General features: G+C 43.7%; 22 protein-coding genes and 1 tRNA gene. 20 read left to right on the top strand and 3 right to left on the bottom strand.

What is annotated here, in order from left to right:
- The first annotated feature begins 26 nt into the window (after window positions 1-26).
- The 8 genes from ACWQAU_RS07025 (at window position 27) to ACWQAU_RS06990 (ending at window position 9,319) form a co-directional block, all read left to right on the top strand.
- Window positions 27-503, top strand: a complete 477-nt coding sequence (locus ACWQAU_RS07025; RefSeq protein ID WP_003641031.1) for an S-ribosylhomocysteine lyase — start codon at window positions 27-29, stop codon at window positions 501-503.
- Window positions 504-840: 337 nt separating this feature from the next.
- On the top strand, window positions 841-2,076 hold the full coding sequence (locus tag ACWQAU_RS07020) for an argininosuccinate synthase (RefSeq protein ID WP_003641033.1): 1,236 nt from the start codon (window positions 841-843) through the stop codon (window positions 2,074-2,076).
- Window positions 2,076-3,479: an argininosuccinate lyase gene (gene argH, locus ACWQAU_RS07015; protein ID WP_003643970.1), complete on the top strand. Its 1,404-nt coding sequence runs from the start codon at window positions 2,076-2,078 to the stop codon at window positions 3,477-3,479. Before ACWQAU_RS07020 ends, argH begins: the two co-directional genes overlap by 1 nt.
- 201 nt (window positions 3,480-3,680) lie before the next feature.
- Window positions 3,681-4,217, top strand: coding sequence for an HdeD family acid-resistance protein (locus tag ACWQAU_RS07010; RefSeq protein ID WP_003641035.1), 537 nt, complete (start codon window positions 3,681-3,683; stop codon window positions 4,215-4,217).
- Window positions 4,218-4,414: 197 nt separating this feature from the next.
- The gene (gene rapZ, locus ACWQAU_RS07005; RefSeq protein ID WP_003641036.1) at window positions 4,415-5,299 is read left to right on the top strand and encodes an RNase adapter RapZ; all 885 of its coding nucleotides are present in this window, start codon (window positions 4,415-4,417) and stop codon (window positions 5,297-5,299) included.
- Entirely contained in the window at window positions 5,296-6,297 is a 1,002-nt protein-coding gene (locus ACWQAU_RS07000; RefSeq protein ID WP_003641037.1) for a gluconeogenesis factor YvcK family protein, read from the top strand. The genes rapZ and ACWQAU_RS07000 overlap by 4 nt, the downstream gene beginning before the upstream one ends.
- A gap of 12 nt (window positions 6,298-6,309) precedes the next feature.
- Window positions 6,310-7,242, top strand: a complete 933-nt coding sequence (gene whiA, locus ACWQAU_RS06995; protein ID WP_003643971.1) for a DNA-binding protein WhiA — start codon at window positions 6,310-6,312, stop codon at window positions 7,240-7,242.
- Between the two features lie 424 nt (window positions 7,243-7,666).
- Window positions 7,667-9,319, top strand: a complete 1,653-nt coding sequence (locus ACWQAU_RS06990) for a peptide ABC transporter substrate-binding protein (protein ID WP_027821325.1) — start codon at window positions 7,667-7,669, stop codon at window positions 9,317-9,319.
- A 211-nt stretch (window positions 9,320-9,530) separates the two neighbouring features.
- Here the strand turns inward: ACWQAU_RS06990 and ACWQAU_RS06985 are convergent, their stop codons facing one another.
- From ACWQAU_RS06985 to ACWQAU_RS06975, 3 genes are all read right to left on the bottom strand, one after another.
- Window positions 9,531-10,505, bottom strand: coding sequence for a 2-hydroxyacid dehydrogenase family protein (locus tag ACWQAU_RS06985; RefSeq protein WP_003643973.1), 975 nt, complete (start codon window positions 10,503-10,505; stop codon window positions 9,531-9,533).
- Between the two features lie 158 nt (window positions 10,506-10,663).
- A complete protein-coding gene (gene clpP / locus ACWQAU_RS06980) occupies window positions 10,664-11,254 on the bottom strand; it encodes an ATP-dependent Clp endopeptidase proteolytic subunit ClpP (protein WP_003641041.1) in 591 nt (196 codons plus the stop codon).
- Between the two features lie 819 nt (window positions 11,255-12,073).
- Window positions 12,074-12,145: transfer RNA gene (locus ACWQAU_RS06975), tRNA-Arg, on the bottom strand.
- Window positions 12,146-12,227: 82 nt separating this feature from the next.
- Between ACWQAU_RS06975 and rpoN the strand changes: the two genes are divergently transcribed.
- The 12 genes from rpoN (at window position 12,228) to smpB (ending at window position 26,066) form a co-directional block, all read left to right on the top strand.
- Window positions 12,228-13,565, top strand: coding sequence for an RNA polymerase factor sigma-54 (rpoN, locus tag ACWQAU_RS06970; protein ID WP_003641042.1), 1,338 nt, complete (start codon window positions 12,228-12,230; stop codon window positions 13,563-13,565).
- A gap of 216 nt (window positions 13,566-13,781) precedes the next feature.
- Complete coding sequence (locus ACWQAU_RS06965) at window positions 13,782-14,813, top strand: sugar-binding transcriptional regulator (RefSeq protein ID WP_003641043.1); 1,032 nt, start codon at window positions 13,782-13,784, stop codon at window positions 14,811-14,813.
- 66 nt (window positions 14,814-14,879) lie between these two features.
- Complete coding sequence (gap, locus tag ACWQAU_RS06960; RefSeq protein ID WP_003643974.1) at window positions 14,880-15,902, top strand: type I glyceraldehyde-3-phosphate dehydrogenase; 1,023 nt, start codon at window positions 14,880-14,882, stop codon at window positions 15,900-15,902.
- A gap of 120 nt (window positions 15,903-16,022) precedes the next feature.
- Window positions 16,023-17,225, top strand: a complete 1,203-nt coding sequence (locus tag ACWQAU_RS06955; protein ID WP_003641045.1) for a phosphoglycerate kinase — start codon at window positions 16,023-16,025, stop codon at window positions 17,223-17,225.
- Between the two features lie 26 nt (window positions 17,226-17,251).
- The gene (tpiA, locus tag ACWQAU_RS06950) at window positions 17,252-18,010 is read left to right on the top strand and encodes a triose-phosphate isomerase (protein ID WP_003643975.1); all 759 of its coding nucleotides are present in this window, start codon (window positions 17,252-17,254) and stop codon (window positions 18,008-18,010) included.
- Between the two features lie 81 nt (window positions 18,011-18,091).
- Window positions 18,092-19,420: a phosphopyruvate hydratase gene (gene eno, locus ACWQAU_RS06945; RefSeq protein WP_003643976.1), complete on the top strand. Its 1,329-nt coding sequence runs from the start codon at window positions 18,092-18,094 to the stop codon at window positions 19,418-19,420.
- A 147-nt stretch (window positions 19,421-19,567) separates the two neighbouring features.
- On the top strand, window positions 19,568-20,443 hold the full coding sequence (locus tag ACWQAU_RS06940; protein ID WP_003641048.1) for a phosphotransferase family protein: 876 nt from the start codon (window positions 19,568-19,570) through the stop codon (window positions 20,441-20,443).
- A gap of 16 nt (window positions 20,444-20,459) precedes the next feature.
- Complete coding sequence (locus ACWQAU_RS06935; protein WP_003641049.1) at window positions 20,460-22,013, top strand: ClC family H(+)/Cl(-) exchange transporter; 1,554 nt, start codon at window positions 20,460-20,462, stop codon at window positions 22,011-22,013.
- 99 nt (window positions 22,014-22,112) lie between these two features.
- The gene (secG, locus tag ACWQAU_RS06930) at window positions 22,113-22,349 is read left to right on the top strand and encodes a preprotein translocase subunit SecG (protein ID WP_003641050.1); all 237 of its coding nucleotides are present in this window, start codon (window positions 22,113-22,115) and stop codon (window positions 22,347-22,349) included.
- A 48-nt stretch (window positions 22,350-22,397) separates the two neighbouring features.
- On the top strand, window positions 22,398-23,147 hold the full coding sequence (locus ACWQAU_RS06925; RefSeq protein WP_003641051.1) for an alpha/beta hydrolase: 750 nt from the start codon (window positions 22,398-22,400) through the stop codon (window positions 23,145-23,147).
- 8 nt (window positions 23,148-23,155) lie between these two features.
- Window positions 23,156-25,570 carry a ribonuclease R gene (gene rnr / locus ACWQAU_RS06920; protein WP_003641052.1) on the top strand — a complete coding sequence of 805 codons (2,415 nt, stop codon included), beginning with the start codon at window positions 23,156-23,158 and terminating at the stop codon, window positions 25,568-25,570.
- Window positions 25,571-25,595: 25 nt separating this feature from the next.
- On the top strand, window positions 25,596-26,066 hold the full coding sequence (gene smpB, locus ACWQAU_RS06915; protein ID WP_003641053.1) for an SsrA-binding protein SmpB: 471 nt from the start codon (window positions 25,596-25,598) through the stop codon (window positions 26,064-26,066).
- Window positions 26,067-26,183: the final 117 nt, after the last annotated feature.

Here is a 26,183-nt window from a genome sequence, read left to right as displayed (position 1 = left end):
TTTTAATTTAGAGGAGTTGTTTGTACATGGCTAAAGTAGAAAGTTTTACATTAGATCATACCAAGGTTTTAGCACCTTACGTTCGTAAAATTACGGTGGAAAATGGGCCTAAGGGTGATGCCATCACTAATTTTGATTTGCGGTTAGTTCAACCTAACAAGACCGCTATTGATACGGCGGGCTTACACACGATTGAACATATGTTGGCTGGGTTATTACGTGATCGTATGGATGGCGTGATTGACTGCTCACCATTTGGTTGTCGGACTGGTTTTCATTTGATTACTTGGGGTGAACATGACACCGTTGAAGTTGCTAAGGCATTGAAGTCCTCATTAGAATTCATTGCTGGCCCAGCTAAGTGGGAAGACGTACAAGGGACGACCATCGATAGCTGTGGGAATTACAAGGATCATTCTTTATTCTCAGCTAAGGAATGGGCCAAGTTGATTTTATCGCAAGGAATTTCATCGGATCCATTTGTACGCAAAGTCGTTGAATAGACCAAAATATAAAAAGTAATGGTGGTGCCGGCCACCAATTAAAAAGAGCCTAGCTTTTCATAACGAAAAGCTAGGCTCCTTTTTGCTGTTTACTGACATTGTGCGAGCTTAGCGGTCCTGAATCGTGGGAAAACAATCTAAGATTAGATTAAGGTAGTGTTTCAAAAATAACAAAAAATATACTGATATTGGTGAATATCTGCATAAAAATTCTATATTTTAGTGAATATTGTGCAAATGATGAATATATTTAAAATATTATTGAATAAAGTTAAATTGGGTGGTACGATACTGTCATTGATAAAAGCAAAGATAAAAATTTCGGAGGTACAAATCAATGGTCAAACAAAATGATAAAATTATTCTCGCTTATTCTGGTGGTTTAGATACGTCGGTCGCAATTAGTTGGTTGAAGGATAAGGGCTATGATGTTGTGGCCTGCGGAATTGATGTTGGTGAAGGCAAGGACATGGATGCAATCAAAGAAAAGGCCCTAAAATTAGGGGCTGTTTCATCATATATGATTGATGCTAAGCAAGAATTTGCTGAAGAATATGCGTTAATTGCTTTACAAGGTCATACCTTGTATGAAGGTGAATACCCGCTGGTCTCAGCACTTTCACGTCCTTTAATTGCTAAGAAGTTAGTCACATTAGCCAAGCAAGAGCACGCTGTTGCAATTGCCCATGGTTGTACTGGGAAGGGTAATGATCAGGTTCGGTTTGAGGTTGCTATCCATGCTCTTGCACCGGATATCAAGATCGAAGCGCCTGTACGTGATTGGCACTGGTCACGGGAAGAAGAAATCGATTACGCTAAGGAACACAATATTCCCGTACCAATCAATTTGGACAGCCCTTACTCGATTGACGAAAACTTATGGGGCCGGGCCAATGAATGTGGCATTCTAGAAGATCCATGGCAGGGCGCGCCTGCCGATGCGTTTGACCGGACGAAGGCCTTAGCTGATACGCCGGATACGCCAACGACTTTGGAAATCACTTTTGAAGCTGGGGTGCCAGTTGCTTTAGATGGTGAATCACTTAACCTAGCTGATTTAATCATCAAGTTGGATCAGATTGCTGGTGAACATGGAATTGGTCGGATCGACCATATTGAAAACCGGTTGGTCGGTATCAAGTCACGGGAAGTTTACGAAGCACCAGCTGCAACGGTATTGCTCAAAGCACATAAAGATTTGGAAGATTTGACGTTTGAGCGTGAGTTAGCTCACTTCAAGCCAATCATTGAACAAAAGCTTGCGGATACGATCTACAACGGTCTTTGGTTCTCACCATTGATGGAAGCGATGGTTGCCTTCTTAAAGCAAACTCAGCAAGTCGTCAATGGGGTAGTTCGGGTACAACTCTTCAAGGGTAACGTTATTACTGAGGGGCGGAAGTCACCCAACTCACTATATGATACGAACTTGGCAACCTATACATCAGCGGATTCATTTGACCAACAAGCGGCAGTTGGTTTCATTAAGCTATGGGGCTTACCAACGCAAGTTAATGCCCAAGTCCAAGCGAAGGCTCAGGCCGAAGCTAAGACTGATAAGGCACACGCCTAATGAGTACCAAGAAGCTATGGGGTGGCCGGTTTACCGAAACGGGTGCTAAGTATGTTGATGACTTTGGGGCATCAATTAGCTTTGACCAGTTGCTTGCCGCAGAAGATATTGCTGGTTCACTGGCACACGTTAAAATGTTGAAGAAAACTGGTATTTTGCCTGCCGCTGATGTTGATCAAATTGTTGCTGGTTTGGAAACCTTGGCTGAGCGTCAAAAACAAGGTAAGTTGGAATTTTCAACGGTCAACGAAGACATTCATATGAATATTGAGTCATTATTGACCGAAGAGATTGGGCCAGTCGCTGGAAAGTTGCACACGGCCCGGTCGCGGAATGACCAAGTTGCCACGGATTTCCACTTGTACTTGAAGCATCAATTACCACTAATATTGGACCGGCTACATGAACTGGAAACGGTATTGGTCGATAAAGCGAGTGAGAACGTGGAGACGGTCATGCCGGGGTACACGCATTTGCAACACGCCCAACCCATCTCGTACGCGCACTACCTGTTAGCTTATTACCAAATGTTCAAGCGGGACATGGAACGCTTCGAGTTTAACCTGAAGCATACCGATATTTCGCCATTGGGAGCCGCTGCACTTGCTGGAACGACTTTTCCAATCGACCGGGAATATAGTGCGAAACTATTAGGATTCAGTGAAGTCTATCATAATAGTTTGGATGCCGTTTCTGACCGGGACTTCGTGCTTGAGTTTCTCAGCAATGCTTCGATCCTGATGATGCATCTCTCACGGTTTTGTGAAGAAATTGTCAGCTGGAGCAGTTATGAATTCAAGTACATCAGTTTGAGCGATCAGTTTTCAACGGGTAGTTCGATTATGCCGCAAAAGAAGAACCCTGACATGGCCGAATTAATTCGGGGCAAGTCCGGCCGGGTTTACGGCAACTTGATGGGATTGCTAACTGTCATGAAAGGGATTCCGCTCGCTTACAATAAGGATCTGCAAGAAGACAAAGAAGGGGCGTTTGATACGGTCACGACCGTGTTAACGAGTCTCCACGTCTTCACCGGCATGTTGGCAACGCTGACCGTTAATGAAGATCGGATGGCTGATGCCACGACTAACGATTTCTCAAATGCGACCGAACTAGCCGATTACCTTGCAAACAAAGGAATCCCATTTCGGGAGGCCCATGCCATTGTGGGGAAGCTCGTCTTGGATGGCTTGAAAAAACAGCGGCCGTTGCAGGATATTCCACTCAAAGAATATCAGTCAATCTCACCGCTGATCCAAGAAGATGTCTACCATGATTTGAACGCAAAAGTTGCGGTGGAACGGCGGCATTCGCTAGGTGGTACTGGTTTTGATCAGATTAGACAAGAATTGCAACGGGCACAAACGCAATTGTCAGTCTATCAATCTGAAACCACTGATTAATTAATGCTTATCAATTTGACCATTGATATTATTTTTAAAGATGACCTCTAAGTGGCGGAGCCTTGGCATTTAGAGGCCATTTTTAATGCTATTGACATTTTGAAAAAGCATTAAGCTAACATAAAGTCTATCAGAAAAATTGGAAACTCTTACATTAACTGGTAAGATGGAATTAATATCGGATATGGGAGATGTTGATGTATGTTTAATGATCATCGCTGGGGGTTTGATTGGACTGAATTCATGACGGGGATCGTTTTCTTGATCGCCGCTTACTTTGTCATCAAGCAACCACAAGCAGCACTTTTAAGTTTAGTCTTTTTATTTGCTATCGCCGCAATTATTAGCGGGGTCACCACAATCGGTGGGTACACAAAACTACGCCGTGAAACAGGGTTGCGGGCAAACTTTGCCCTTGTGTTTGCGATTATTGATATTTTAGTGGGGTTATTATTTTTATTCCACGCACCGACTGGGGTACTGGTACTCGGTTACGTCTTTGCCTTTTGGTTCTTGATCGATTCGATTGAACGGCTGACCGTAGTCTCACATCTACGCGTCTTTGGAACCGGGTATTTTGTTCTATCTTTAATCTTGGATATTATTAGTTTGGCATTGGGAATCTTATTAGTAATCAATCCAATGGTTGCTGTGATTAGTTTCAACGTACTGGTTAGTTTCTACTTTGCAGTTTTTGGCATCAACGCAATCTTGATTGCTTTTGCTCGGCGTAACTAGCTTGGCAGTATTGACTCGTTAGCGATACTTGGCGCTCACTATTGGTGGTGTCAGGGTGTTGTTAAGGGGTCTTTTTTTTGCGCGTTAATGTAATACTGTTTGGAATCAAATGGGGGGTCGAAGTGGCACGTCAGTAGAAATGACACACCCGGTGTGTTATACTACCAACAATATGGACTAGAGGGGGCCAATACAGCATGGCAGAATCATTACAACTAGTAATTATTTCTGGGATGAGCGGTGCCGGTAAGACGGTTGCGGTTCAAAGCTTTGAAGACCTGGGCTATTTTTGCATTGACAATATGCCACCAGCGTTATTACCGAAGTTCTCAGAATTAGTTGAGGAGTCGGGTAAAATAAAGAAAGTAGCGTTAGTGATTGATTTACGCTCGCGGGCTTTTTACGACGAAATTATGGATATGTTGGCTAACTTAGACAACACGGACTTTGTGTCGACCCGGATTCTGTTTTTAGATGCTTCCAACGAAGAATTAGTGTCACGTTATAAAGAGACGCGGCGTTCCCATCCATTAGCCATGGAAGGTCGCGTCATGGATGGCGTGCGCAAAGAACGAGAATTATTGGCGCCATTGAAAGATCGGGCTTCATACGTCATTGATACGTCGACGTTGACACCACGTGAATTACGCGAATCGATTTTTGATAAATTCGAAACGGATCAGGATGAGACTTTTCATATTGAAATGCTATCATTCGGTTTTAAATACGGACTCCCGATTGATGCAGATATCGTTATGGATGTGCGCTTCTTGCCTAATCCATACTACATTCCTGAATTAAAGAAGCTGACGGGACTAGATAAACCTGTGGCGGATTACGTTATGCAGCAACCAGCTACGGAAGCTTTCTACCAGCAGTTCTTGAGTATGCTGGAAAGCATTATGCCCGGCTATGAAGCCGAGGGCAAGAGTAGTTTGACGATTGCGATTGGCTGTACGGGCGGTCAACACCGGTCCGTTGCCTTGACGCAACGTATCGGTGAAGCGCTGGCTAAGCACTACAAGGTGCACATCAGTCATCGTGATATTGAGAAACGAAAGGAAACTGTTAATCGCTCATGAGAAAATACACATTTAAGACCCAGCGGCCTAAAATTGTGGTGATTGGTGGAGGAACCGGTTTGCCGGTTGTTCTGAACGGCTTGCGTAAGCAGGCAGTCGATATTACCGCAGTGGTGACGGTGGCTGATGATGGTGGGTCATCCGGCATTATTCGCAATTACGTTAACGTGGTTCCACCTGGTGATATTCGTAATGTAATGGTGGCGTTGTCGAGTTGGCCGGATTTGTATAAAGATATTTTTCAGTATCGTTTCCAGGGTGATGATCAATTTTTTGCAGGTCATGCGATTGGTAATTTAATTATTGCGGCACTAACGGAAATGAAATCCGGGGTGTTTGACGCGGTGCAGGAATTATCAAATATGATGCAAGTAGATGGTCATGTTTACCCGGCAGCCAACGAGGCACTCACGCTACATGGTAAGTTTAGTGACGGTACTGAGTTAGTAGGTGAAGCCGAAATTACCGCGGCCCATAAGTCATTGGAACGCGTTTGGGTCACTGACAAGAATGGTAAGGAACCACAAGCAGTTCAACCAGTTATTGATGCGATTATGGCGGCAGATCAGATTGTTTTGGGGCCCGGTAGTTTGTTTACCAGTATTCTACCGAACCTAACGATTGGAAATATTGGTCGGGCCGTCTGTGAGTCTGATGCAGAAGTGGTTTATATTTGTAATATTATGACTCAAAAAGGTGAAACGGATAATTTCTCCGATGCTGATCATGTACGGGTCTTAAACCGCCATTTGGGGCAGAACTTTATTAATACGGTGTTAGTTAACACCGAAAAAGTGCCAGAAGATTACATGGATTTTCATAAGTTTAACGAAGTTTCAAAGCAAGTGAGTCATGACTTCCGGGGGTTACGTGAACAAAACTGTCGCGTAATCTCATCGAACTTCTTGAAACTCCGTGATAATGGGGCCTTTCATGATGGCGACCAAGTTGTCGCTGAATTAATGAATCTAGTCGGTCATTCCGACGTTTTCAGATAAGGGGGTCGTGGCATGTCATACGCCAGTGACGTTAAGAAAGAATTGACTAACCTCGCTGTCCATCGCGAGAATGCTAAGGCTGAATTAATGGCTTTGATTCGAATGAATGGGGCGATCAGCATTGCTGATCATCACTTCATTTTGAATATTCAGACGGAAAATCCGGCCATCGCGCGGCGTATTTACCGGCTACTCAAACAATTTTATGACGTCGATAGTGAATTGATTGTTCGGCGCAAAATGAAATTAAATAAGAATAATTTGTACATCGTACGATTGAAGACCGGTACGGACATGGTACTCGCTGATTTGGGTATCTTAAAGGATTATCAAATCGTTGAAGTGGCACCAACTGAAGTGTTAACGGATGATGCTGCGGTGCGTTCTTATTTGCGTGGCGCCTTTTTAGCGGGCGGTTCGGTTAATAATCCTGAAACTTCCCGGTATCATTTGGAAATTTACTCACTGTATGAGGAACATAACCATATGATCTCCGAGATGATGAACCAGTATGGCTTGAATTCACGAACGACTGATCGGCGTGGTGGTTTTATTACGTACATCAAGGAAGCGGAAAAAATTGCCGACTTCTTGTCGTTGGTTGGTGCGACCAATGCCATGCTTAAGTTTGAAGATATTCGAATCATGCGGGACATGCGTAACTCGGTCAATCGGTTGGTTAACTGTGAGAATGCCAACATGGATAAGGTTGCCAATGCCTCTAGCAAACAGATTGAAAATATTTTATTGATCGATGCTACGGTGGGATTACAACAGTTACCACCAAAATTACAAGAAGTCGCTGTTGCCCGGTTGGAACATCGTGAAGTTAGCCTCAAGGAACTAGGAACCCTTGTTCCGGGCGGGCCGATTTCTAAGTCTGGAATCAATCATCGGCTGCGTAAAATCAATCAATTTGCGGAACAATTACAAAAAGATGCTTAGTTGTCGATAAGGATGGCTTAAGCATGAGTTTTGTTGAAAAGCTTGCTAACCATTTTAGATGGTGTTAGCGGCTTTTTTGGGTTGAAATGGATTGATTGTCGTTCGCCATACTCGAAAAGCACTTGACAAAAGTAAGTGCAACTATTTATACTGAACACATCTTATTGAAATCGGAGAGACGTAATTATGCAAAAATCAACAATGCAAATGATGATGTGCTGCCCATGTTGTGAATCAAACAACATGGCTATTTGCGTTGAATTACAAGCGTCTCTGCATCAAAAATAACGGGATTGAGCTCAAATCGTTAATTTTGAAACGCCTGCTTGGAATCTGACGAGATTCTGAACAGGCGTTTTTTGTTACAACCGATGGGAATAAGTAGATCAACACATCAAAATGGGAATGTAAAGGGGCGAGAAGTTTGAAGAAGCGATCAGTGTTAGCAGTGGTAATGAGCCTAGTATTAGTGACGGTGCTGGCTGCGTGTGGGAAGCACATTAGCCAGTCTTCTGGTAATGGCAAGTATGCAAGTAGTCAGGTTTTAAACTTGTCGTACCCTAGTTCATTGGATTCAATCGATATTTCCAATATGTCGGGATATGGCAGTACGGGTAATATTTTTGAAAGCTTATACCGGTTAGGAAAGAATGGTAGCATTACACCGGGATTAGCTAAGTCAACTAAGGTTTCAAAGGATGGCAAGACGTATACCTTTACGATTCGCAATGCAAAGTGGAGCGATGGTTCGAAGATAACCGCGCAAGACTTTGTCTATTCTTGGAAACGGACCGTCACCCCAGCAACTAAGTCACAGTATGCCTACCTCTTCTCAGGGGTGAAGAATGCGGATGAAATTGTCGCTGGGAAAAAGTCACCAAGTACATTGGGCGTCAAGGCGCAAGGCGAACATACTTTTATTGTGACTCTTGATAAGCCAATTACTTATTTTAAGAAGTTAATGACCTACCCGTTGTTTGGACCAATTAGTGAGAAAGCGGTCAAAAAGTGGGGTAACAAATATGCCACTAAGGCTCAGTACATGCTCTACAGTGGGCCGTTTAAGTTGACTGGCTGGACTGGAACTAATAATAGCTGGCAGTTTGTAAAAAATAATCAGTACTGGGATAAGAAAGCTGTCCACCTACAAAAGATCAACTACACGGTCAATGAGAGTACTACGACAACATTGAACTTGTTCCAAGAAAAGAAACTTGATCTAACGCAATTAGCGAGTGAACAAGTTAAGAATATGAAGAGCAGTTCTGACTATACCACGTACCCTTATTCTATCACCGCGTTTCTGGTTTATAATTTCCAAGACAGTAATGCGACAATCAAAAAGGCGCTCAATAACGCTAAGATTCGTCAAGCAATTTCATTGTCGATCAATCGCAAGACGTTAGTAAAGAATGTGATTGGTGACGCATCAACGGTCTCAAAGACGTTTGTTCCTCAGGATTTAGTTAAAGACGCTAAAACTGGTAAGGATTTTGCAGATGAATCAACAGTTAAGAATTCAACGTCATATAACAAAGCGCTGGCACAAAAGTTATGGAAACAAGGCCTTAAGGAAACGGGAATTAAGAAATTGTCCATTCAGTTATTAGCTTCTAATGACGAACCTAATAAGCCGATTTCACAATACTTGAAATCAGCATTAGAAAAGAATCTCGATGGTTTGACGGTCAACTTATCCAACATTCCATCAAAGGTAGCTTCAAGTCGTGCTCAAAGTGGTGATTTTGACCTTTATCTCAGTGGTTGGGGTGCTGATTTCAACGACCCAATCTCGCACTTGCAAATTATGACTAATAATAGTGGTTATAATTACGGAAAATATAACAGCAGCACGTACAATGCGTTGGTTAACAAGGCTCAAAACCAGGATGCCAATGATACTAGTGCTCGTTGGCAAGATATGATCAACGCTGAGAAGACGATCATGAAGGATCAAGGAATTACGCCATTGTATCAGACGGTATACTCTTATTTACAAAATCCAAAGGTAAAGGGTATTATTCATAATACTGCTGGGACACAGTGGAATTATAAGTATGCTTATATTGCCAAATAATTAACTGATTGAGGGACGTTCATGGTAACTGGTCGTTTAGCTGTTACCTTAGTAGGAGCACCAGGTCCATACGTTGTCTTGATCAAAACAAAATAGCGGTCCATTTCGACTTGTCAGAGTGTCTTGACGAATCGAAGTGGACCGCTTATTTATTTCGACGAATGGTTCTACAGTGCTTGAGTTGTCACGCAAGACAACTACACTGATTGGTCTATGCTGGTGTTACGTCGTTAACCACGTACTTGATTGGCTGATGTTGGGCCATCGCAATCACATTCTCCGCGACAATGGTAGCCATGCCATCGCGAGCTTCGACCGTTGCGTTGCCAAGATGAGGTGTCAAAATGACGTTGTTCATCGTGGCCAAACCAGGTGTGACTTGCGGTTCATGTTCGTAGACGTCGAGTGCAGCGCCAGCAATTTGATGTTGTTGCAGCGCCGTCACAAGTGCTTGCTCGTCGACAATTGGCCCCCGTGCGGCGTTGATGAGGAGCGCCGTGGACTTCATTTTGCTAAAAGCAGCATTATCGATTAGATGCGTTGTTCGTGTGGTAAGCGGCAGATGTAAAGTGACGATGTCGGCACGCTGTAAAAGTTCATCCTGGGAGACAAAGGTTGCGCCAAGTTGCGTTTCACGGCTAATCGGTAGGCGGTGGTGTTGGCTGTATAAGATGGGCATGTCAAAGGCGTGTAATCGTTTGGCAACAGCTTGACCAATTTGGCCAAGGCCTAAGATGCCGAGTGTCTTGCCTTGTAAGTTGTGGCCGAGAAAGAACAGTGGCGCCCAACCGTTAAAGCCGCTAGTTCGCATTAAGTGATCGCCTTCCACGATACGATGCGCTAGGCTGATAATCAAACCGACCGTTGATTCAGCGGTTGCGACCGCCGAAACGTTTGGCGTGTTCGTGACTGGAATCTGGCGCTTAGCTGCTGCCGCGATATCGATGTTATTAGTGCCAGCACCAAAATTAGCAATCAGTTTAAGGTGTGGGGCGTGGTCTAAGACATCTTGATCTACTTGAGTTGAGAGTGGGGTAATCAAAAAGTCGGCATCAGCGACTCGACGGATGAGTTCCGCGTGACTGATCAGGTTATCGCCGGTATAAGTATCAATGACTAACTGACTTTGTAAAAGTAACGTATTAGCTTGGGCTGGAAGCTGACCAGCAATAAAGACTTTTGTCATTATAGAGACTCCTTTTTACTTTTAAGTTCAAGGACAAGTAATATTGTCCGGGTAGTAATCCCTGCTTATGTGCAGTATGGGCTATTGCAAAACGAATGACAAGAAAACGAGCAAAAAAACTGGGCCAACGTCTAGTTAGCCCAGTCAAAGATATTAGCTTATTTTAATTTGTTGTTTTCCATAATATCATCGATCAAACCGTAGTCTTTAGCCTCTTGTGCGCTTAAGTAGTTATCACGTTCAGTATCATGGTTCAACTTTTCAACGGATTGTCCCGAGTTGTCAGCTAAAATCTGGTTGATCTTTTTACGAGTCTTCAAGATTTCTTCCGCAACAATTTCAATTTCCGTTTGTTGACCTTGAGCACCACCAGATGGTTGGTGAATCAAGATTTCAGAGTTAGGTAAAGCAAAACGCTTGCCCTTAGTACCAGATGAAGCTAAGACGCTGGCCATGGAAGCAGCCATCCCCATAACGATGGTTTGAACATCAGATTTGATGAAGTTCATCGTATCGTAGATTGCTAAGCCGGCAGTAACGACACCACCTGGTGAGTTGATATAGAGATAGATGTCCTTACCTGAATCTTGGGCATCCAAGAAGAGTAGTTGGGCAATAATGGCGTTTGCCATGTTATCTTCAATGGGACCGGATAACATAATGATACGGTCCTTTAATAGTCGTGAATAGATGTCATAAGCACGTTCGCCACGTGATGACTGTTCAATAACTGTAGGAACTGGATACATGATTTGTTAGCCTCCTAAGGTTGCATTATTTGATTAGCTGATTGCTAATATAAATGTAGTTTACCGCTAAGGTCAGTGAAGGTCAAAAGAAAAACCTCAAAAACAGAATTCCGTTTATGCAGTTAACGTGGTATACTTAGGTTTCTATCATAATACGGCTTGAGATTGGGTGAACCCAATCTCTTTTTTTTCGACGATTTTAGTTAGTAGGCCTTGGATTAAGTGTTGCGTCTACCTTGGCTTGAAAACGATGTTCTCTTATAATAATGATTCAAGATTAAGCAGTAATGAACTTGCATATTCAGCACTAATGTGGTGATTTAAAAGTAGTCGACCCGCATAATTTTATTATCGCGATAGTAGGTGAATCAATTTACTGATAGTGACCCACAACGATGAGTCTAATAGAAGTTGGAAATTCGCACGTGAGCCGACATATTAAACGACTTGACCTTGTTGCTGGACTCAAGTTGCTCGCAACGAATTAATCAGTATCGGATGCATGAATGAAATTTACCATGATTAAAACGATTCTATAATATAATAACAATTGTAGTAATTATTATTTGAATAGTGTAAGTTTAGCTGTTATTAAATCTACTAAACGACTACACTGGTATATGGTTTACTTGAACTGATTACTTTTTGATTATTTTTACTTGGACGAGCGGGTATAGGTACTATTACTGACCCCGAAAGGATATTACTTGTTGTTTGGTTTAAATTAAGTTACTATATGGAGATGTGACTGGTATAGTCCAGTAGTTGTCACTTAAATAAATGCACAAAAAAAGCTGAGAATCATTTCTCAGCTACTGATGCGCCCGGAGGGAATCGAACCCCCATCTCAAGAACCGGAATCTTACGTGCTATCCATTACACCACGGGCGCCTAAACAACATATTATATTCTAGCGAATAATGGATAAAAACACAAGGGTTTTACATAAAAATTTATTCAGGGAGGTATTTTTATGGCACTGGGACCAGGATTTCGCCAGCAACAGCGGCAATCACAGAAGTTAGCGATGACCCAGCGACTACAACAATCCATTCAGATGTTGCAGTTTAATGTGGAAGAACTAAGAGATTTTCTAACGCAAAAAGCATTAGAAAACCCATTGATCGATGTGGATACAAATTGGAATAATAATCACGCCAGTTTGAACGCAGCCAAAAATGTAACCACTAAGGCGGATTTCATTGAGCGTGTGTCGACCTCTAATCAGCATTCGTTATTTGAATACTTGTTGGATCAGATTCACCTAACGATGCGTGATACCCATTTGCGTCAGATTGTCCTTTATTTAATTGAGTACGTTGACGTGAATGGTTATTTGCGGATTGATGAGAGGCAGGTTCGGCAAGAAACTAAGGCAACGCCAATTGAGTTGTTGGATGCAATTACCTTATTACAACAACTTGATCCGCCGGGTGTTGGGGCCCGGAGCTTGCAAGAAGCGCTGATGTTGCAGACAGAAAATGATGACCATGCACCGAACTTAGCCTATATTGTCTTAGAAGAAAGTTTTGACGAGCTGGTTAATCGACAATGGGACTTGTTGGCTAAGAAGTATCAGGTGACGCTTGCGGACATTTCAAGTATTTATGATTATGTGCGAACACTAACACCCGTACCCGGTGCGGCAATCGGGCAGGAGACGACCGGGTACATCTTTCCCGATTTAGTGGTGACGAATCAGGGAGGCCAGCTGGCATTGCGAACCGCATCCATGGCTCAACCGGTGGTTAAATTCCGCAGTCGGTATTATCAGCAGATGGGGCAGCATGATGATCAGGAAGTTACGGAATATTTGAAAGAAAAGAAAAGTGAGTATGACTGGATTGCTAACAGTTTGCAGCAACGCGAGGCAACCATTTTTCGAGTGGGAACGGCCATTATCGAGCGTCAAGCAGACTTCTTCTTGGAAAAAACGACGGATTTACGGCCACTATTGTTACGAGATGTTGCCCAACAGTTAAAAGTGCATGAATCAACAATCAGTCGAAGTATTAATGGAAAGTACATTCAAACGGACTTCGGTATGTTTGAACTTAAACGTTTCTTTACCAAAGCGGTCAGTAAACGTCCCACTGGTGGCAAAATCGTTTCGGCCGACAGTGTTCAACACCGAATTGTGACCTTGATCGAACAGGAAAATAAAGAAAAACCGCTTTCAGACCAAAAAATTGTTCAGATTCTTAATGCGGAAAATGTCGAACTTTCTCGGCGGACAGTGGCGAAATATCGCGAAAATCTTAATATTCCGTCGTCATCAAGGCGAAAACAATACTTGAGAACCGAACGATAATTTAACGCGCCATTTGGACCAGTCGGTTATAAGTTTAATTGGGGTTTCATTTGCAACCACCTTATGAACCTGTTATAATTCATGTTGTGGTAAGAGAGGTATGCAACATTGATTTCTTAGTGAATTTGCGTTGTGTGCTTTGTTTTTTGAAGTCTTTGGGTCGCTTTTCGACATAGCTGGACCAGACCCGTCCCACTAGAGAGCAGGTTGGATGCCATGCATTCAGATATTCAATGGATTGAGGCAATTGCCCCAGATATGGTTGACATGCTGAGTCGTCGTTACTTAGTATTAAGAACCATTAATTGGATGGCCCCAGTTGGACGTCGGCTATTAGCTCAGACGTTAGGTGTTAGCGAACGGACGTTACGGACCGAAACGGATACATTGCGGAAGCTAGATTTGATCATGACAAACAAATCGGGCATGCAAGTTACCCAGCAAGGTCAAGACGTGTTAGTAGGCCTAAGTCATTTTATGGATGAGCTAATGGGCATTCGCCAGAAAGAACGACAGTTGGCGCAATACTTTAATATTAAGCGTTGCATCATCGTTTCTGGTGATTCCGATCGACAGTTGAAAGTTATTGGGACCATGGGCGAAGAAGTGAACCAGCTATTACAGCAATTATTGCCGGAAGGGCGTAATATTATTGCTGTTATGGGTGGGCATACCATGGAACATGTGGCAAGTCACTTAACTAATAAATTAGGTGATAAACGTGATTTGTTATTTGTTCCGGCGCGTGGTGGTGTTGGTGAATCGGTTGCGATTCAAGCAAATACCATCGCGTCACAAATGGCACAACATACTGGCGGTAAGTTCCGCTCGTTGTTTGTACCAGAACAGGTCAGTGAACGAACGTATGAACCACTCCTCAAAGAACCAAGTATTCAAGAGGTGCTGGCGATTATCGGGCAAGCTAACGTGGTCGTGCATAGTATCGGTGAAGCCATTTCAATGGCCCATCGCCGGAATATGTCTGAGGATCAGATCAAGGTGTTACGCAGTCGTGAAGCGATTGGTGAAGCCTTTGGTTACTTCTTTGATAAGAAGGGTAACGTGGTCTACCGAATTCCACGGATTGGTTTGCAAATCGGAGAACTGGCCCATCGGGAGATTATACTCGCCATTGCGGGTGGGGCTTCAAAAGCCACCGCAATTGCCGCGTATATGAAGAACATTGCACCTAAACAGACGTGTTTGATCACGGATGAGGGTGCGGCTAACTTGATTTTAAAAAAGTAATCTTCTATAGTGAAGTTGCTTTTTAAAATAAAACTATTTTTATTTCCACAAGGAGGAAATTCTAGTATGTCTGTAAAAATTGGTATTAATGGTTTCGGACGTATCGGTCGTTTAGCATTCCGTCGTATCTTAGAACTTGGTGAAAAGTCAAGTGATATCGAAGTTGTTGCTATTAACGATTTAACTTCACCTGCATTGTTGGCTCATCTTTTGAAGTATGACTCAACTCATGGTACTTTGAACGCTGACGTTTCAGCAACCGACGATTCAATCGTTGTTAACGGTAAGAACTACCGTGTTTATGCTGAACCACAAGCACAAAATATTCCTTGGGTTAAGAACGACGGTGTTGACTTCGTTCTCGAATGTACTGGTTTCTACACTTCAAAGGCTAAGTCACAAGCTCACTTGGACGCTGGTGCAAAGCGTGTCTTGATTTCTGCTCCTGCTGGCTCAGACTTGAAGACCATCGTTTACAACGTTAACGATGACATCTTGACTGCAGATGACCGTATCGTTTCTGCTGGTTCATGTACTACTAACTGCCTTGCACCATTAGCATTCTTTGAAAACAAAGAATTCGGTATCAAGGTTGGTACTATGACTACTATCCATGCTTACACTTCAACTCAAATGTTACTTGACGGCCCTGTACGTGGTGGTAACTTCCGTGCTGCCCGTGCTGCCGGTGTAAACACTATTCCTCATTCAACTGGTGCTGCTAAGGCTCTTGGCTTAGTTATCCCAGAATTGAACGGTAAATTACAAGGCCATGCACAACGTGTTGGTGTTGTTGATGGTTCATTAACTGAATTAGTTGCTATCTTAGACAAGAAAGTTACTGCTGACGAAGTTAACGCCGCAATCAAGAAGCATACTGAAGGTAACGAATCATTTGGTTACAACGATGACGAAATCGTTTCATCTGATGTTATCGGTACTACTTTCGGTTCAATCTTCGATCCTACTCAAACAGAAGTTACTTCTGATGGTGACAACCAATTAGTTAAGACTGTTGCTTGGTACGATAACGAATACGGCTTCACTTGCCAAATGGTACGTACTTTATTGAAGTTCGCCACTCTCTAATATTTGATTAGATAGTTAAGAACTTTAAAACCGCATATGGTTTTGACGGCGGGGGGAGGCAAAACTCCTCTTGCCGTTTTTTTAATTTCAGCAGTCACGAATTCTAGGAGGATTTTAACATTGGCTAAATTAATCGTTTCAGATTTAGATGTTAAAGATAAAAAAGTTTTAATTCGTGTCGACTTTAATGTTCCAATTAAAGACGGCAAAATTGGTGACGACAACCGGATCGTCGCTGCCTTACCAACGATCAAATACGTGATTGAACATGATGGCAAAGCCATCTTATTCTCACATTTAGGTCGGATTAAGAGCGAAGACGACAAGAAGGGCTTAAGCTTACGTCCTGTTGCAGAACGTCTTTCAAACTTATTAAACAAGCCTGTTACCTTCGTACCTGTTACTGAAGGCGAACAACTTGAAACTGCCATCAACAACATGAACGACGGTGACGTCTTAGTTGTTGAAAACACTCGTTTTGAAGACGTTGTTAACGGCGAACAAGTTAAACGCGAATCTGGTAACGATCCTGAATTAGGCAAGTACTGGGCTTCACTTGGTGATGTCTACGTCAACGATGCTTTCGGGACTGCTCACCGGAGCCATGCTTCTAACGTTGGGATTGCTTCAAACATGGATCAAGTTGCCGCTGGTTTCTTAATGGAAAAGGAAATCAAGTTCTTAGGTGACGCGGTTGACAATCCTAAGCACCCATTCGTTGCTATCTTAGGTGGTGCCAAGGTTTCTGATAAGATCGGTGTTATCGATCACTTAATCAGCAAAGCTGACAAGATCATCATCGGTGGTGGGATGACTTATACGTTCTATGCTGCTAAAGGCATGGGCATTGGTAACTCACTTGTTGAAAAAGACAAGATTGAATTGGCTAAGTCAATCATCGAAAAAGCTGGCGACAAGTTAGTCTTACCTAGCGACTCAATCGTTGCTGAAAAGTTTGATAACGATGTTCCTAGCAAGGTTGTTGAAGGTTCAATTCCTGATGGCTACATGGCCTTAGATATTGGTCCTAAGTCAATCGAAGAATTCGAAGATGTTTTACGCGACGCTAAGACCGTTGTTTGGAACGGACCAATGGGTGTCTTCGAAATGAGCAACTACGCCAAGGGTACGCTTGAAATTGGTAAGTTCTTAGGAACCTTATCAGACGCAACGACCATCGTTGGTGGTGGGGACTCAACTGCCGCTGTTAAGCAACTTGGCGTTGGCGACAAGTTAACCCACATTTCTACTGGTGGCGGTGCTTCACTTGAATACCTTGAAGGTAAGGAATTACCTGGTATTGCTGCTATTTCTGAAAAATAATCTGTTCTCCGAAAGGAAGGTTTATCGTGCGTACACCTATTATTGCCGGTAACTGGAAAATGAACAAAACAGCTAGCGAAGCTTTAGCTTTCGTTAATGCTGTTAAGGATCAATTACCAGATCCATCAAAAGTTGAATCAGTCGTTGCTGCCCCAGCCCTTTTCTTACAGGAAATGGTTGAAGCTGCCAAGGGTTCTGATTTAAAGATTGCTGCTGAAAATGCTTATTTTGAAGATGCTGGGGCATTTACTGGTGAAACTTCACCAGCTGCCTTAGCTGACTTAGGCGTTGATTACGTTGTTATTGGTCATTCAGAACGTCGCGGTTATTTCCACGAAACTGACGAAGACATTAACAAAAAGGCACACGCTATCTTCAAGAACGGCATGAAGCCAATCATTTGCTGTGGCGAATCATTAGAACAACGTGAAGCCGGCGAAGCAGAATCATGGGTTTCAGGCCAAATCAAGGCTGCTTTGAAAGACTTATCAGCTGACCAAGTAAGTTCATTGGTTATTGCCTACGAACCAATCTGGGCCATCGGTACTGGTAAGACTGCTACGAGTGACCAAGCTGAAGAAATTTGTGCGGTTGTTCGTAAGACTGTTGCTGACCTTTACTCACAAGAAGTTGCTGATAAAGTTCGGATTCAATACGGTGGTAGTGTTAAACCAGCCAACGTTAACGAATTAATGGGCAAAGATGATATCGACGGTGGTTTAGTCGGTGGTGCTTCATTACAACCTGATTCATTCTTGGAACTTGTTAATTATCAAAATAACTAATAATAGTTATTGCAAGTTGATTGACAAACTTCTACAATAAGTGTGAAACAAATAACAAGCCAATTTTAAGGAGAGAAATTAATGTCTATTATTACAGATATTTATGCTCGCGAAGTCTTAGACTCACGTGGTAACCCAACTGTTGAAGTTGAACTTTATACTGAAAGTGGCGCATTTGGCCGCGGTATCGTTCCTTCAGGTGCCTCAACTGGTGAACATGAAGCCGTTGAATTACGTGACGGTGACAAGAGCCGTTTCATGGGCAAGGGTGTTACTAAAGCCGTTGACAATGTTAACAAGTTAATTGCTAAGGAAATTGTTGGTTACGATGTAACTGACCAACGTGCCATTGACCAAGCTATGATCAAGTTAGATGGTACTCCTAACAAAGCTAAGTTAGGCGCTAACGCTATCTTAGGTGTTTCCATTGCCGCTGCACGTGCTGCTGCTGACGAACTTGAAATGCCTTTATACAACTACCTTGGCGGATTCAACGCTCACGTTTTACCAACACCAATGATGAACGTTATCAATGGTGGGGCCCACGCCAACAACGACGTTGACTTCCAAGAATTCATGATCATGCCTGTTGGCGCTTCTTCAGTTAAAGAAGCTATCCGGATGGGTTCAGAAACTTTCCACAACTTGAAAGCGATCTTGAACGAACGCGGTTACTCAACTGCCGTTGGTGACGAAGGTGGTTTTGCGCCTGACTTGAAGAACAACGAAGAACCATTCGAAATCTTAGTTGAAGCTATCGAACGTGCCGGTTACAAGCCTGGTAAGGATATTGCCATTGCCTTTGACTGTGCCGCTTCAGAATTCTACAACGAAGAAACTGGCAAGTACGACTTAAAGGGTGAAGGCGAAAATGGTCAATCATTTACTGCCGAAGAATTCGTTGACTTACTTGACAGCATTGTTGACAAGTACCCAATCGTTTCTATCGAAGATCCTTTGGATGAAAACAACTGGGAAGACTGGCAAATGGCAACTGCCAAGCTTGGTAAGAAAGTTCAAATCGTTGGTGACGACTTATTCGTTACGAACACGGACTACCTTGCAAAGGGTATCAAGATGGGCGTTGCTAACTCAATCTTAATCAAGGTTAACCAAATTGGTACTTTAACTGAAACTGTTGAAGCTATCGAAATGGCTAAAGAAGCTGGCTACACTGCCATCGTTTCTCACCGTTCTGGTGAAACTGAAGACACGACCATTGCTGACTTAGTTGTCGCAATGAACGCTGGCCAAATCAAGACTGGTTCAATGAGCCGTACTGAACGGATTGCTAAATACAATCAATTAATGCGGATCGAAGACCAACTTGAAAGCACTTCAGAATACAAAGGTATCCACGGTTTCTACAACTTAGACGAAGCTGCACGGAACACCATTACTAGCAAGTAATTTGAAGTTCTAATGAAAACGTCGTTCCGATGGGACGGCGTTTTTATTATACATAATTTAAGGAACATCTGTTTGAGTTTAGGGTCTAGGGACGGACGAGTCGTGGTAGAATAGAAACATGCGTATTTTGAGTAAGGAGCGAGCAGAATGGATGACTTTCAGCAACAAATTAATGAGTGGTCTGATTGGCAAGGACTGCAACTGAATGCCGGTGCTTTTGAACCGGTGATTCAAAAAATTTATGCCAGTGAAAATGAGCCTTATAAAACGCCAGAACCCGTTGCGGATAAGTTGGCCGCCCGCTTTACGGTCGGACCCACCCAAATCGCGATTTTTCCACCCAGTGAGGTTATCCCCCAAACTCGGGCCTATTATCAGGCGGAACGTTTTGGACTGACCCGGATGGCTCGATTGAGCTTGGGTGCTCCGCGTCTATTGCATGCGGGCTTCATTTTTGATAAGTACCAGTTCTACTACGTGATTTATCAGCCACTACAAGGTCTGACGCTAACTGAATTTTGCGCAACGGCTAAGCCCCTTGCTAAGTCAACACTGGGGCGCCAGATTGGAACGATGTTGACGCGACTTAATACTGAAGTTCCTGCATTTGGGCCAACCGCTGCCCAATCAACCGAGTGGGATACACTGGGCCCTGACTTTGTTGCCGAGCGTACGGCCTGGCTACAAGTACACACCGTAACGCCTAATCAATTTGTTCATGGCAATCTAGTGGGTGGGAATTTAATTGTGACTAGTGGTGAATTAGGTTTACAGCGATTCAGTGCCGCCCATCAAGCTGCAAAACAAACGGAATTAGTCCCGCTAATTTTGCAAGCATTTAATGATGATACTGACTTATTGGCTGGATTTAAGGAAACTTATCAAACTGACGACTTAGAAAAGGATCTGTTATTAGGTTTGTTATTACGCGTAGATGGACCACAGCAGATTCAGGCATTACATCCTGGAGCGCCCGTGACGTTAGCGGCCGTCCAGCAAGTGATTGCACAACGATTATCATGATTAAGAGGGGGAACTCATGGTGGCACAGCGGCCGCACATTGCAAAACAACATTTTGACTTTACACGGTTCAGCTCGATTGGCCGGGCATTAATTGTCGGTGTGATTGCTGGGATCGTGGTTAGTATTTTTCGTTTCAGCATCGAGCAGGGACTGAGGTTCGTTCAATGGGTGTACGCACAAATTCATACAAATTGGCTACTGCTCTTTCCATGGATAGGCTTGTCTGTGGCTGTGGCGTTCTTTGTGGGTTGGTTAGTTAAGAATGAACCGAATATTAAAGGGTCTGGCATTCCACAAGTTGAGGGTCAATTAGCTGGCGAGCTTGATTATAGTTGGTGGTCAGTGCTCTGGCGCAAGTTTGTCGGTGGTATTCTGGGCATTGGTTCTGGACTGTTTCTCGGCCGCGAAGGCCCCTCGATTCAATTGGGAGCTACGATTGGTCAGGGTGTCGCGTCGAAACTCAAACAGACGGGATCAGATCGACGCTCCTTGATTGCCGGTGGTGCAGCAGCTGGCCTTTCAGCGGCCTTCAACGCACCGATTGCCAGTACGTTATTTGTTCTGGAAGAGGTTTATCATAATTTTTCACCAATCATTTGGACCACCGCATTAGTTAGTGCGATGGCCAGTAATTTTATTTCGCTCAATTTTTTTGGCCTTGTACCAGTATTACACATTCCGTACGGCCATAACCTTCCGTTGAGTCAATATGGCAATCTGATTGGGCTCGGGATTTTTCTCGGTATTTTCGGTTATCTATATCAAAACGTGACGCTGACGATGCCAAATTGGTATGCCAAGTTGCGGTTGCCCAGTTGGTTGGATGGCTTGGTGCCATTTTTACTGGTGATTCCGATTGGATTAATTTGGCCGCAGCTATTAGGAGGCGGCAATGCTGTTATTTTGAATTTGGCCGCAGTAACGCCAGCGTTACTCGCCTTGTTAGGAATTTTCGTGTTACGGTTTACCTTTTCTACCATTTCATATGGATCTGGTTTGCCGGGGGGCATCTTCTTGCCAATCTTGTCACTGGGCGCCATCTTAGGTGCAATCTATGCCCAGTTCATGGTTGCCGTTGGTTGGATGCCGACGAACTTGATTCCGAACTTTATTATTTTTGCAATGGCTGGATACTTTGCCGGCATTGGTAAAGCACCGTTTACCGCAATTTTATTGATTACTGAAATGGTCGGGACACTACACCACTTGATGCCATTAGCAGTCGTTTCGATGACGGCCTACTTAGTCGTGGATCTCTTAGGCGGCGCTCCGATTTATGAGGCTTTGCTAGAGAAGTTAATTCAGCCGCGGTTACCGGAACATAGCGGTATCCAGGATCGGTTAGAATTGCCGATCTTTGAAGGCTCTAAGTTAGAGGGCCATCAAGTTCGTGATTTTAAATGGCCAGCAGAGTCATTATTGATTGCTATTCGCCGCGGGGAGCGTCAAGTGATCCCGCATGGCGACACCTTGATGCGGGCTGGTGATACCTTAATTATCTTGACTGACCGGGATAACCGTGCGTGGGTGCGTCATCAAATCGCACATTTAACGGTCGCGACGCCCTGAGCACTAAACAAAGCAACGAATTGTTCAGGATACTGGAAAAATAAGGCAAAATATGTTAAATTGTTATAGACATAGCGGAGGCTTTAGGAGGCACATTTCTTGTATAATTTATTGTTAACGTTAATACTGGTTGTTTCCGTTTTGATTATCATTGCGGTGATGATGCAACCATCCAAAACTAATGATGCCATGTCTTCATTAACCGGTGGTGCTGATGACTTGTTTGCCAAGCAGAAGCCCCGCGGTTTTGAAGCGTTCATGCAGAAGGTAACCGTGGTATTAGGAATCGCATTCTTTATCCTGGCGTTAGCTCTAGCATGGTACTCATCGAAGTAATTGACCGTCCTCCTGTGATTTCAGGAGGCTTTTTTTTAAGGTGGTGTAATGATGCTGAAACAACCGGAACCGTTTTTCTTTGAACATGGCCAACATGCCGTCATTTTATTGCACGCCTATGCGGGAAGTGCCAATGATGTGCGGATGTTAGCACGAGCATTAGAACGGGAAGATTATACAGTTTATGGCCCCCAATTCAGTGGACACGCGACTGATGATCCACGAGATATTCTCGCACAGACGCCGGCGCAATGGTGGCAAGATACGCAACAAGCAATATCATTTATGCGGCAAAAAGGCTATACTAAAATTAGTATCTTTGGCTTATCATTAGGTGGTATTTTTGCGACGGCGGCCTTGGAGCGTGATCCTCAGTTGCTAGGTGGTGGCACGTTTAGTTCACCACTATTTGCTGGTAATCGTAGTGACGTTGCTGAAATGTTTATCACGCTGAGTCACCATCAACTGGCGCACAGTCAATTTTCAATTGCCGAGCGTGAACAGATCTTAATGACGTTGCCGGAACTGGTTCAGCGGCAATTGCAGGCAGTCAATACCTTTACTACGACAGAGGTTACGAGTCACCTCAGCGCTGTGACCCAACCTTTCTTCATTGGTCAGGGTGGGCAAGATGAATTAATTGATGCGACGGTGGCGCGACAATTACGTGATCAATTACCACAAGTACCAGTTGATTTTCATTGGTATGCTGATGCTGGACACGTGATTACCGTCAACAGTGCGCATCACCAATTGGAACAAGATGTTTTAACATATTTAAAAACTATTTATAAATGAGGTAAATAATGTCAGAAGCAAACTTACAAGAACAAATCCTGACTTTTTTGCAAGCTCATCCCGATCGCACGTATAGTGTTGAACAACTAACGGATGAATTGCATTTTACAGGCGCAACGGCGTTTACTTTTCTAGTAAAGGAACTTGCGAATATGGAACGTAAAAAATTAGTTAGTACCGATGATCATGATCATTTCAAGCTGGTCCAGGAAACGAAGACTGTTGAAGGTTCATTTCATGGTAATGACAAGGGCTTTGGTTTCGTTCGTTACGATCCCGATTTGCCTGATATTTACATTAATCCGGACAACACGCAGTTTGCCATTACCGGTGACGATGTTGCGGTTGAAATCATTCGACCAGCCCGTCCCGGTTCCGACCGCGGCCCTGAAGGTAAAATTGTCAGCATCGTTAAACGGAACTATACCCAGATTGTCGGTGCGTATACACCAAGTACGGATGAAGACGGGATTATTGGTTCTGTGGAAATTAAGGATAAGAAATTATCCAAATATCAGTTATTAATCACTGATCAGGGCTTACACCCCACTGAGGGGGAAGTCATCATTGCTGAAGTGGCTGCTTATCCTGACGCTCAGCATCCAACGCGGATGATTGGGATTGCCAAGCAGGTCATTGGGAGTGTTGATGATCCTGGGATGGACGTCTTACAAGTGGTCTACCAACACGACGTCCCATCAGTGTTTCCAGAAGAAGTGACGGATGAAGCCAACCGGATTCCGGATTACGTGACTGATGAAGAAAAAGTTGGTCGGGTCGACATTACGGACCAGCCATTAGTAACGATTGATGGCGCCGAATCTAAAGACTTGGATGACGCGGTTGTTGCTTGGCGCTTGCCAAATGGGAACTTCCATCTAGGCGTTCACATTGCGGATGTTAGCCATTATGTCACCGAGAACTCTGAGTTAGACCGGGAAGCATTCAAACGTGGGACGTCAGTTTACTTAACTGACCGTGTGATTCCAATGTTGCCACGGCGGCTATCAAACGGGATTTGTTCCTTAAATCCTGATGTTGAACGATTAGCCATGAGTTGTGAGATGGAGATTGATCAAACGGGGGAAATCGTTAACCATAAGATTTTCCAAAGTGTGATTCGGTCACACGCCCGGATGACTTATGACGCTGTTAATCAGATTCTCGAAGCCCATGACCCCAAGACTCGTGAAAAGTACGCGGACTTGGTCGACATGTTTGATACGATGGGCGACTTACACCGTATCTTGTACAAGCATCGGCGGCATCGTGGTGCGATCGATTTTGATGATAACGAAGCTAAAATTATCGTTGACGAAGCCGGTCATCCAATTGACATTCAATTACGGGTACGTGGCTTAGCTGAACGAATGATCGAAAGTTTCATGTTGGCAGCCAACGAAACGGTTGCAAAAAACTATAGTCAACTTAAGGTACCGTTTATCTACCGGGTACATGAAACGCCTGATAGTGACCGGATGCTTAGTTTCTTTGAATTCGTCACTAACTTTGGTGTCAGTGTCAAGGGGAGTTCTAAGGATGTTAAGCCGAAGATGCTTCAAGACGTTTTGAAGAAGGTTGCTGGTAAGCCCGAAGAAGCCATGGTCTCAGTCATGATGCTGCGGAGCATGAAGCAGGCCCGATACGCTGACCAGTCGCTTGGTCACTTTGGGTTGGCGGCACCGTATTATACTCACTTTACGTCACCAATTCGGCGGTATCCAGATATGATGGTTCATCGTTTGATTCGCCATTATGCTGAAAACGGCACTGGTGAAGAAGCCCGGGCACGTTATCGGGATAACCTACCAAATATTGCGGAAACGACTTCTGATCATGAACGGCGGGGGATTGATACTGAACGCGACGTTGATTCGATGAAGAAGGCTGAATATATGGCTGATCACGTTGGTGAGACGTTTGAAGCCGTTGTTGATTCCGTTATGAAATTCGGTCTGTTTGTTGAACTAGAAAATACCGTTGAAGGCTTAGTTCATATCAGTACGATGGACGACGACTACTACGAATACGTTGAAAAACAATTAGCGTTGGTTGGCCGTAAGACGAAACGGACATTTAGAATCGGCCAGCCCGTCAAAGTTCAACTAATGCGGGTCGATAAGGATCAACGAGAAGTCGACTTTAAGTTATTGAATCCTGAAGAAGCGCCAAAGACTGATTTATTGCCAAAGCGGGAACATCATGATAACTATCGTGGTAATAACCGGCGTGGTGGCAATAACGGTAACTACCGGCGAAATGGGAACAATAATAACCGGAATAACGACCATCGTGGTGGCAACAACAATAACCATCGTAATGGCAATAGCAATGGTCGCCGGAACAATAATAATCATAATAGCAACAATAATAATCATAGTACTAACAACAATCGGCGGTCATCAACTGATCGTCGGCGTTAATTTTTAAGTAAGGGGATGTGCGGCAATGGCCAAACAACACGGTAAGCACCCAGATACCGCCCTCGCTCAAAATCGGAAAGCACGCCATGACTACGCTGTTGAGGAAACCTATGAAGCTGGCATTGCGCTGACGGGGACGGAAATCAAATCCGTTCGCGATCGGCGGGTCAACTTAAAGGATGGTTTCGTTCAAGTTCGCAACGGTGAAGCCTGGATGCAAAACGTTCACATTAGTCCGTTTAAAGAGGGTAACCGTTATAACGTTGACCCGTTGCGGTCCCGGAAACTTTTGTTGCACAAGAAAGAAATCAGTAAGCTAGGTGCAGCAACGATGACTAAGGGTGTGACGATTATTCCACTTAAGATGTATCTCAAGCATGGATTTGCGAAAGTCTTAATTGGAGTCGCTCACGGGAAACGGGAATACGACAAACGGCAAGATATCAAGAAACGCGAACAACAGCGTCAAATCGACCGGGTTATGAAACATTACTAGGCATCGATTACGTTAGCGTTGCATCGCTGCACCATACAACGAGTATGGCAGCGTCATAAAAAGGTCTTCCAAGAATTAATTCGATTCTTGGAAGACCTTTTTTAGTATGTGTTGTTG

The organism is Lactiplantibacillus sp. 3062 (genome assembly GCF_055413545.1).
This window is presented reverse-complemented; position numbering and strand designations above follow the sequence as displayed.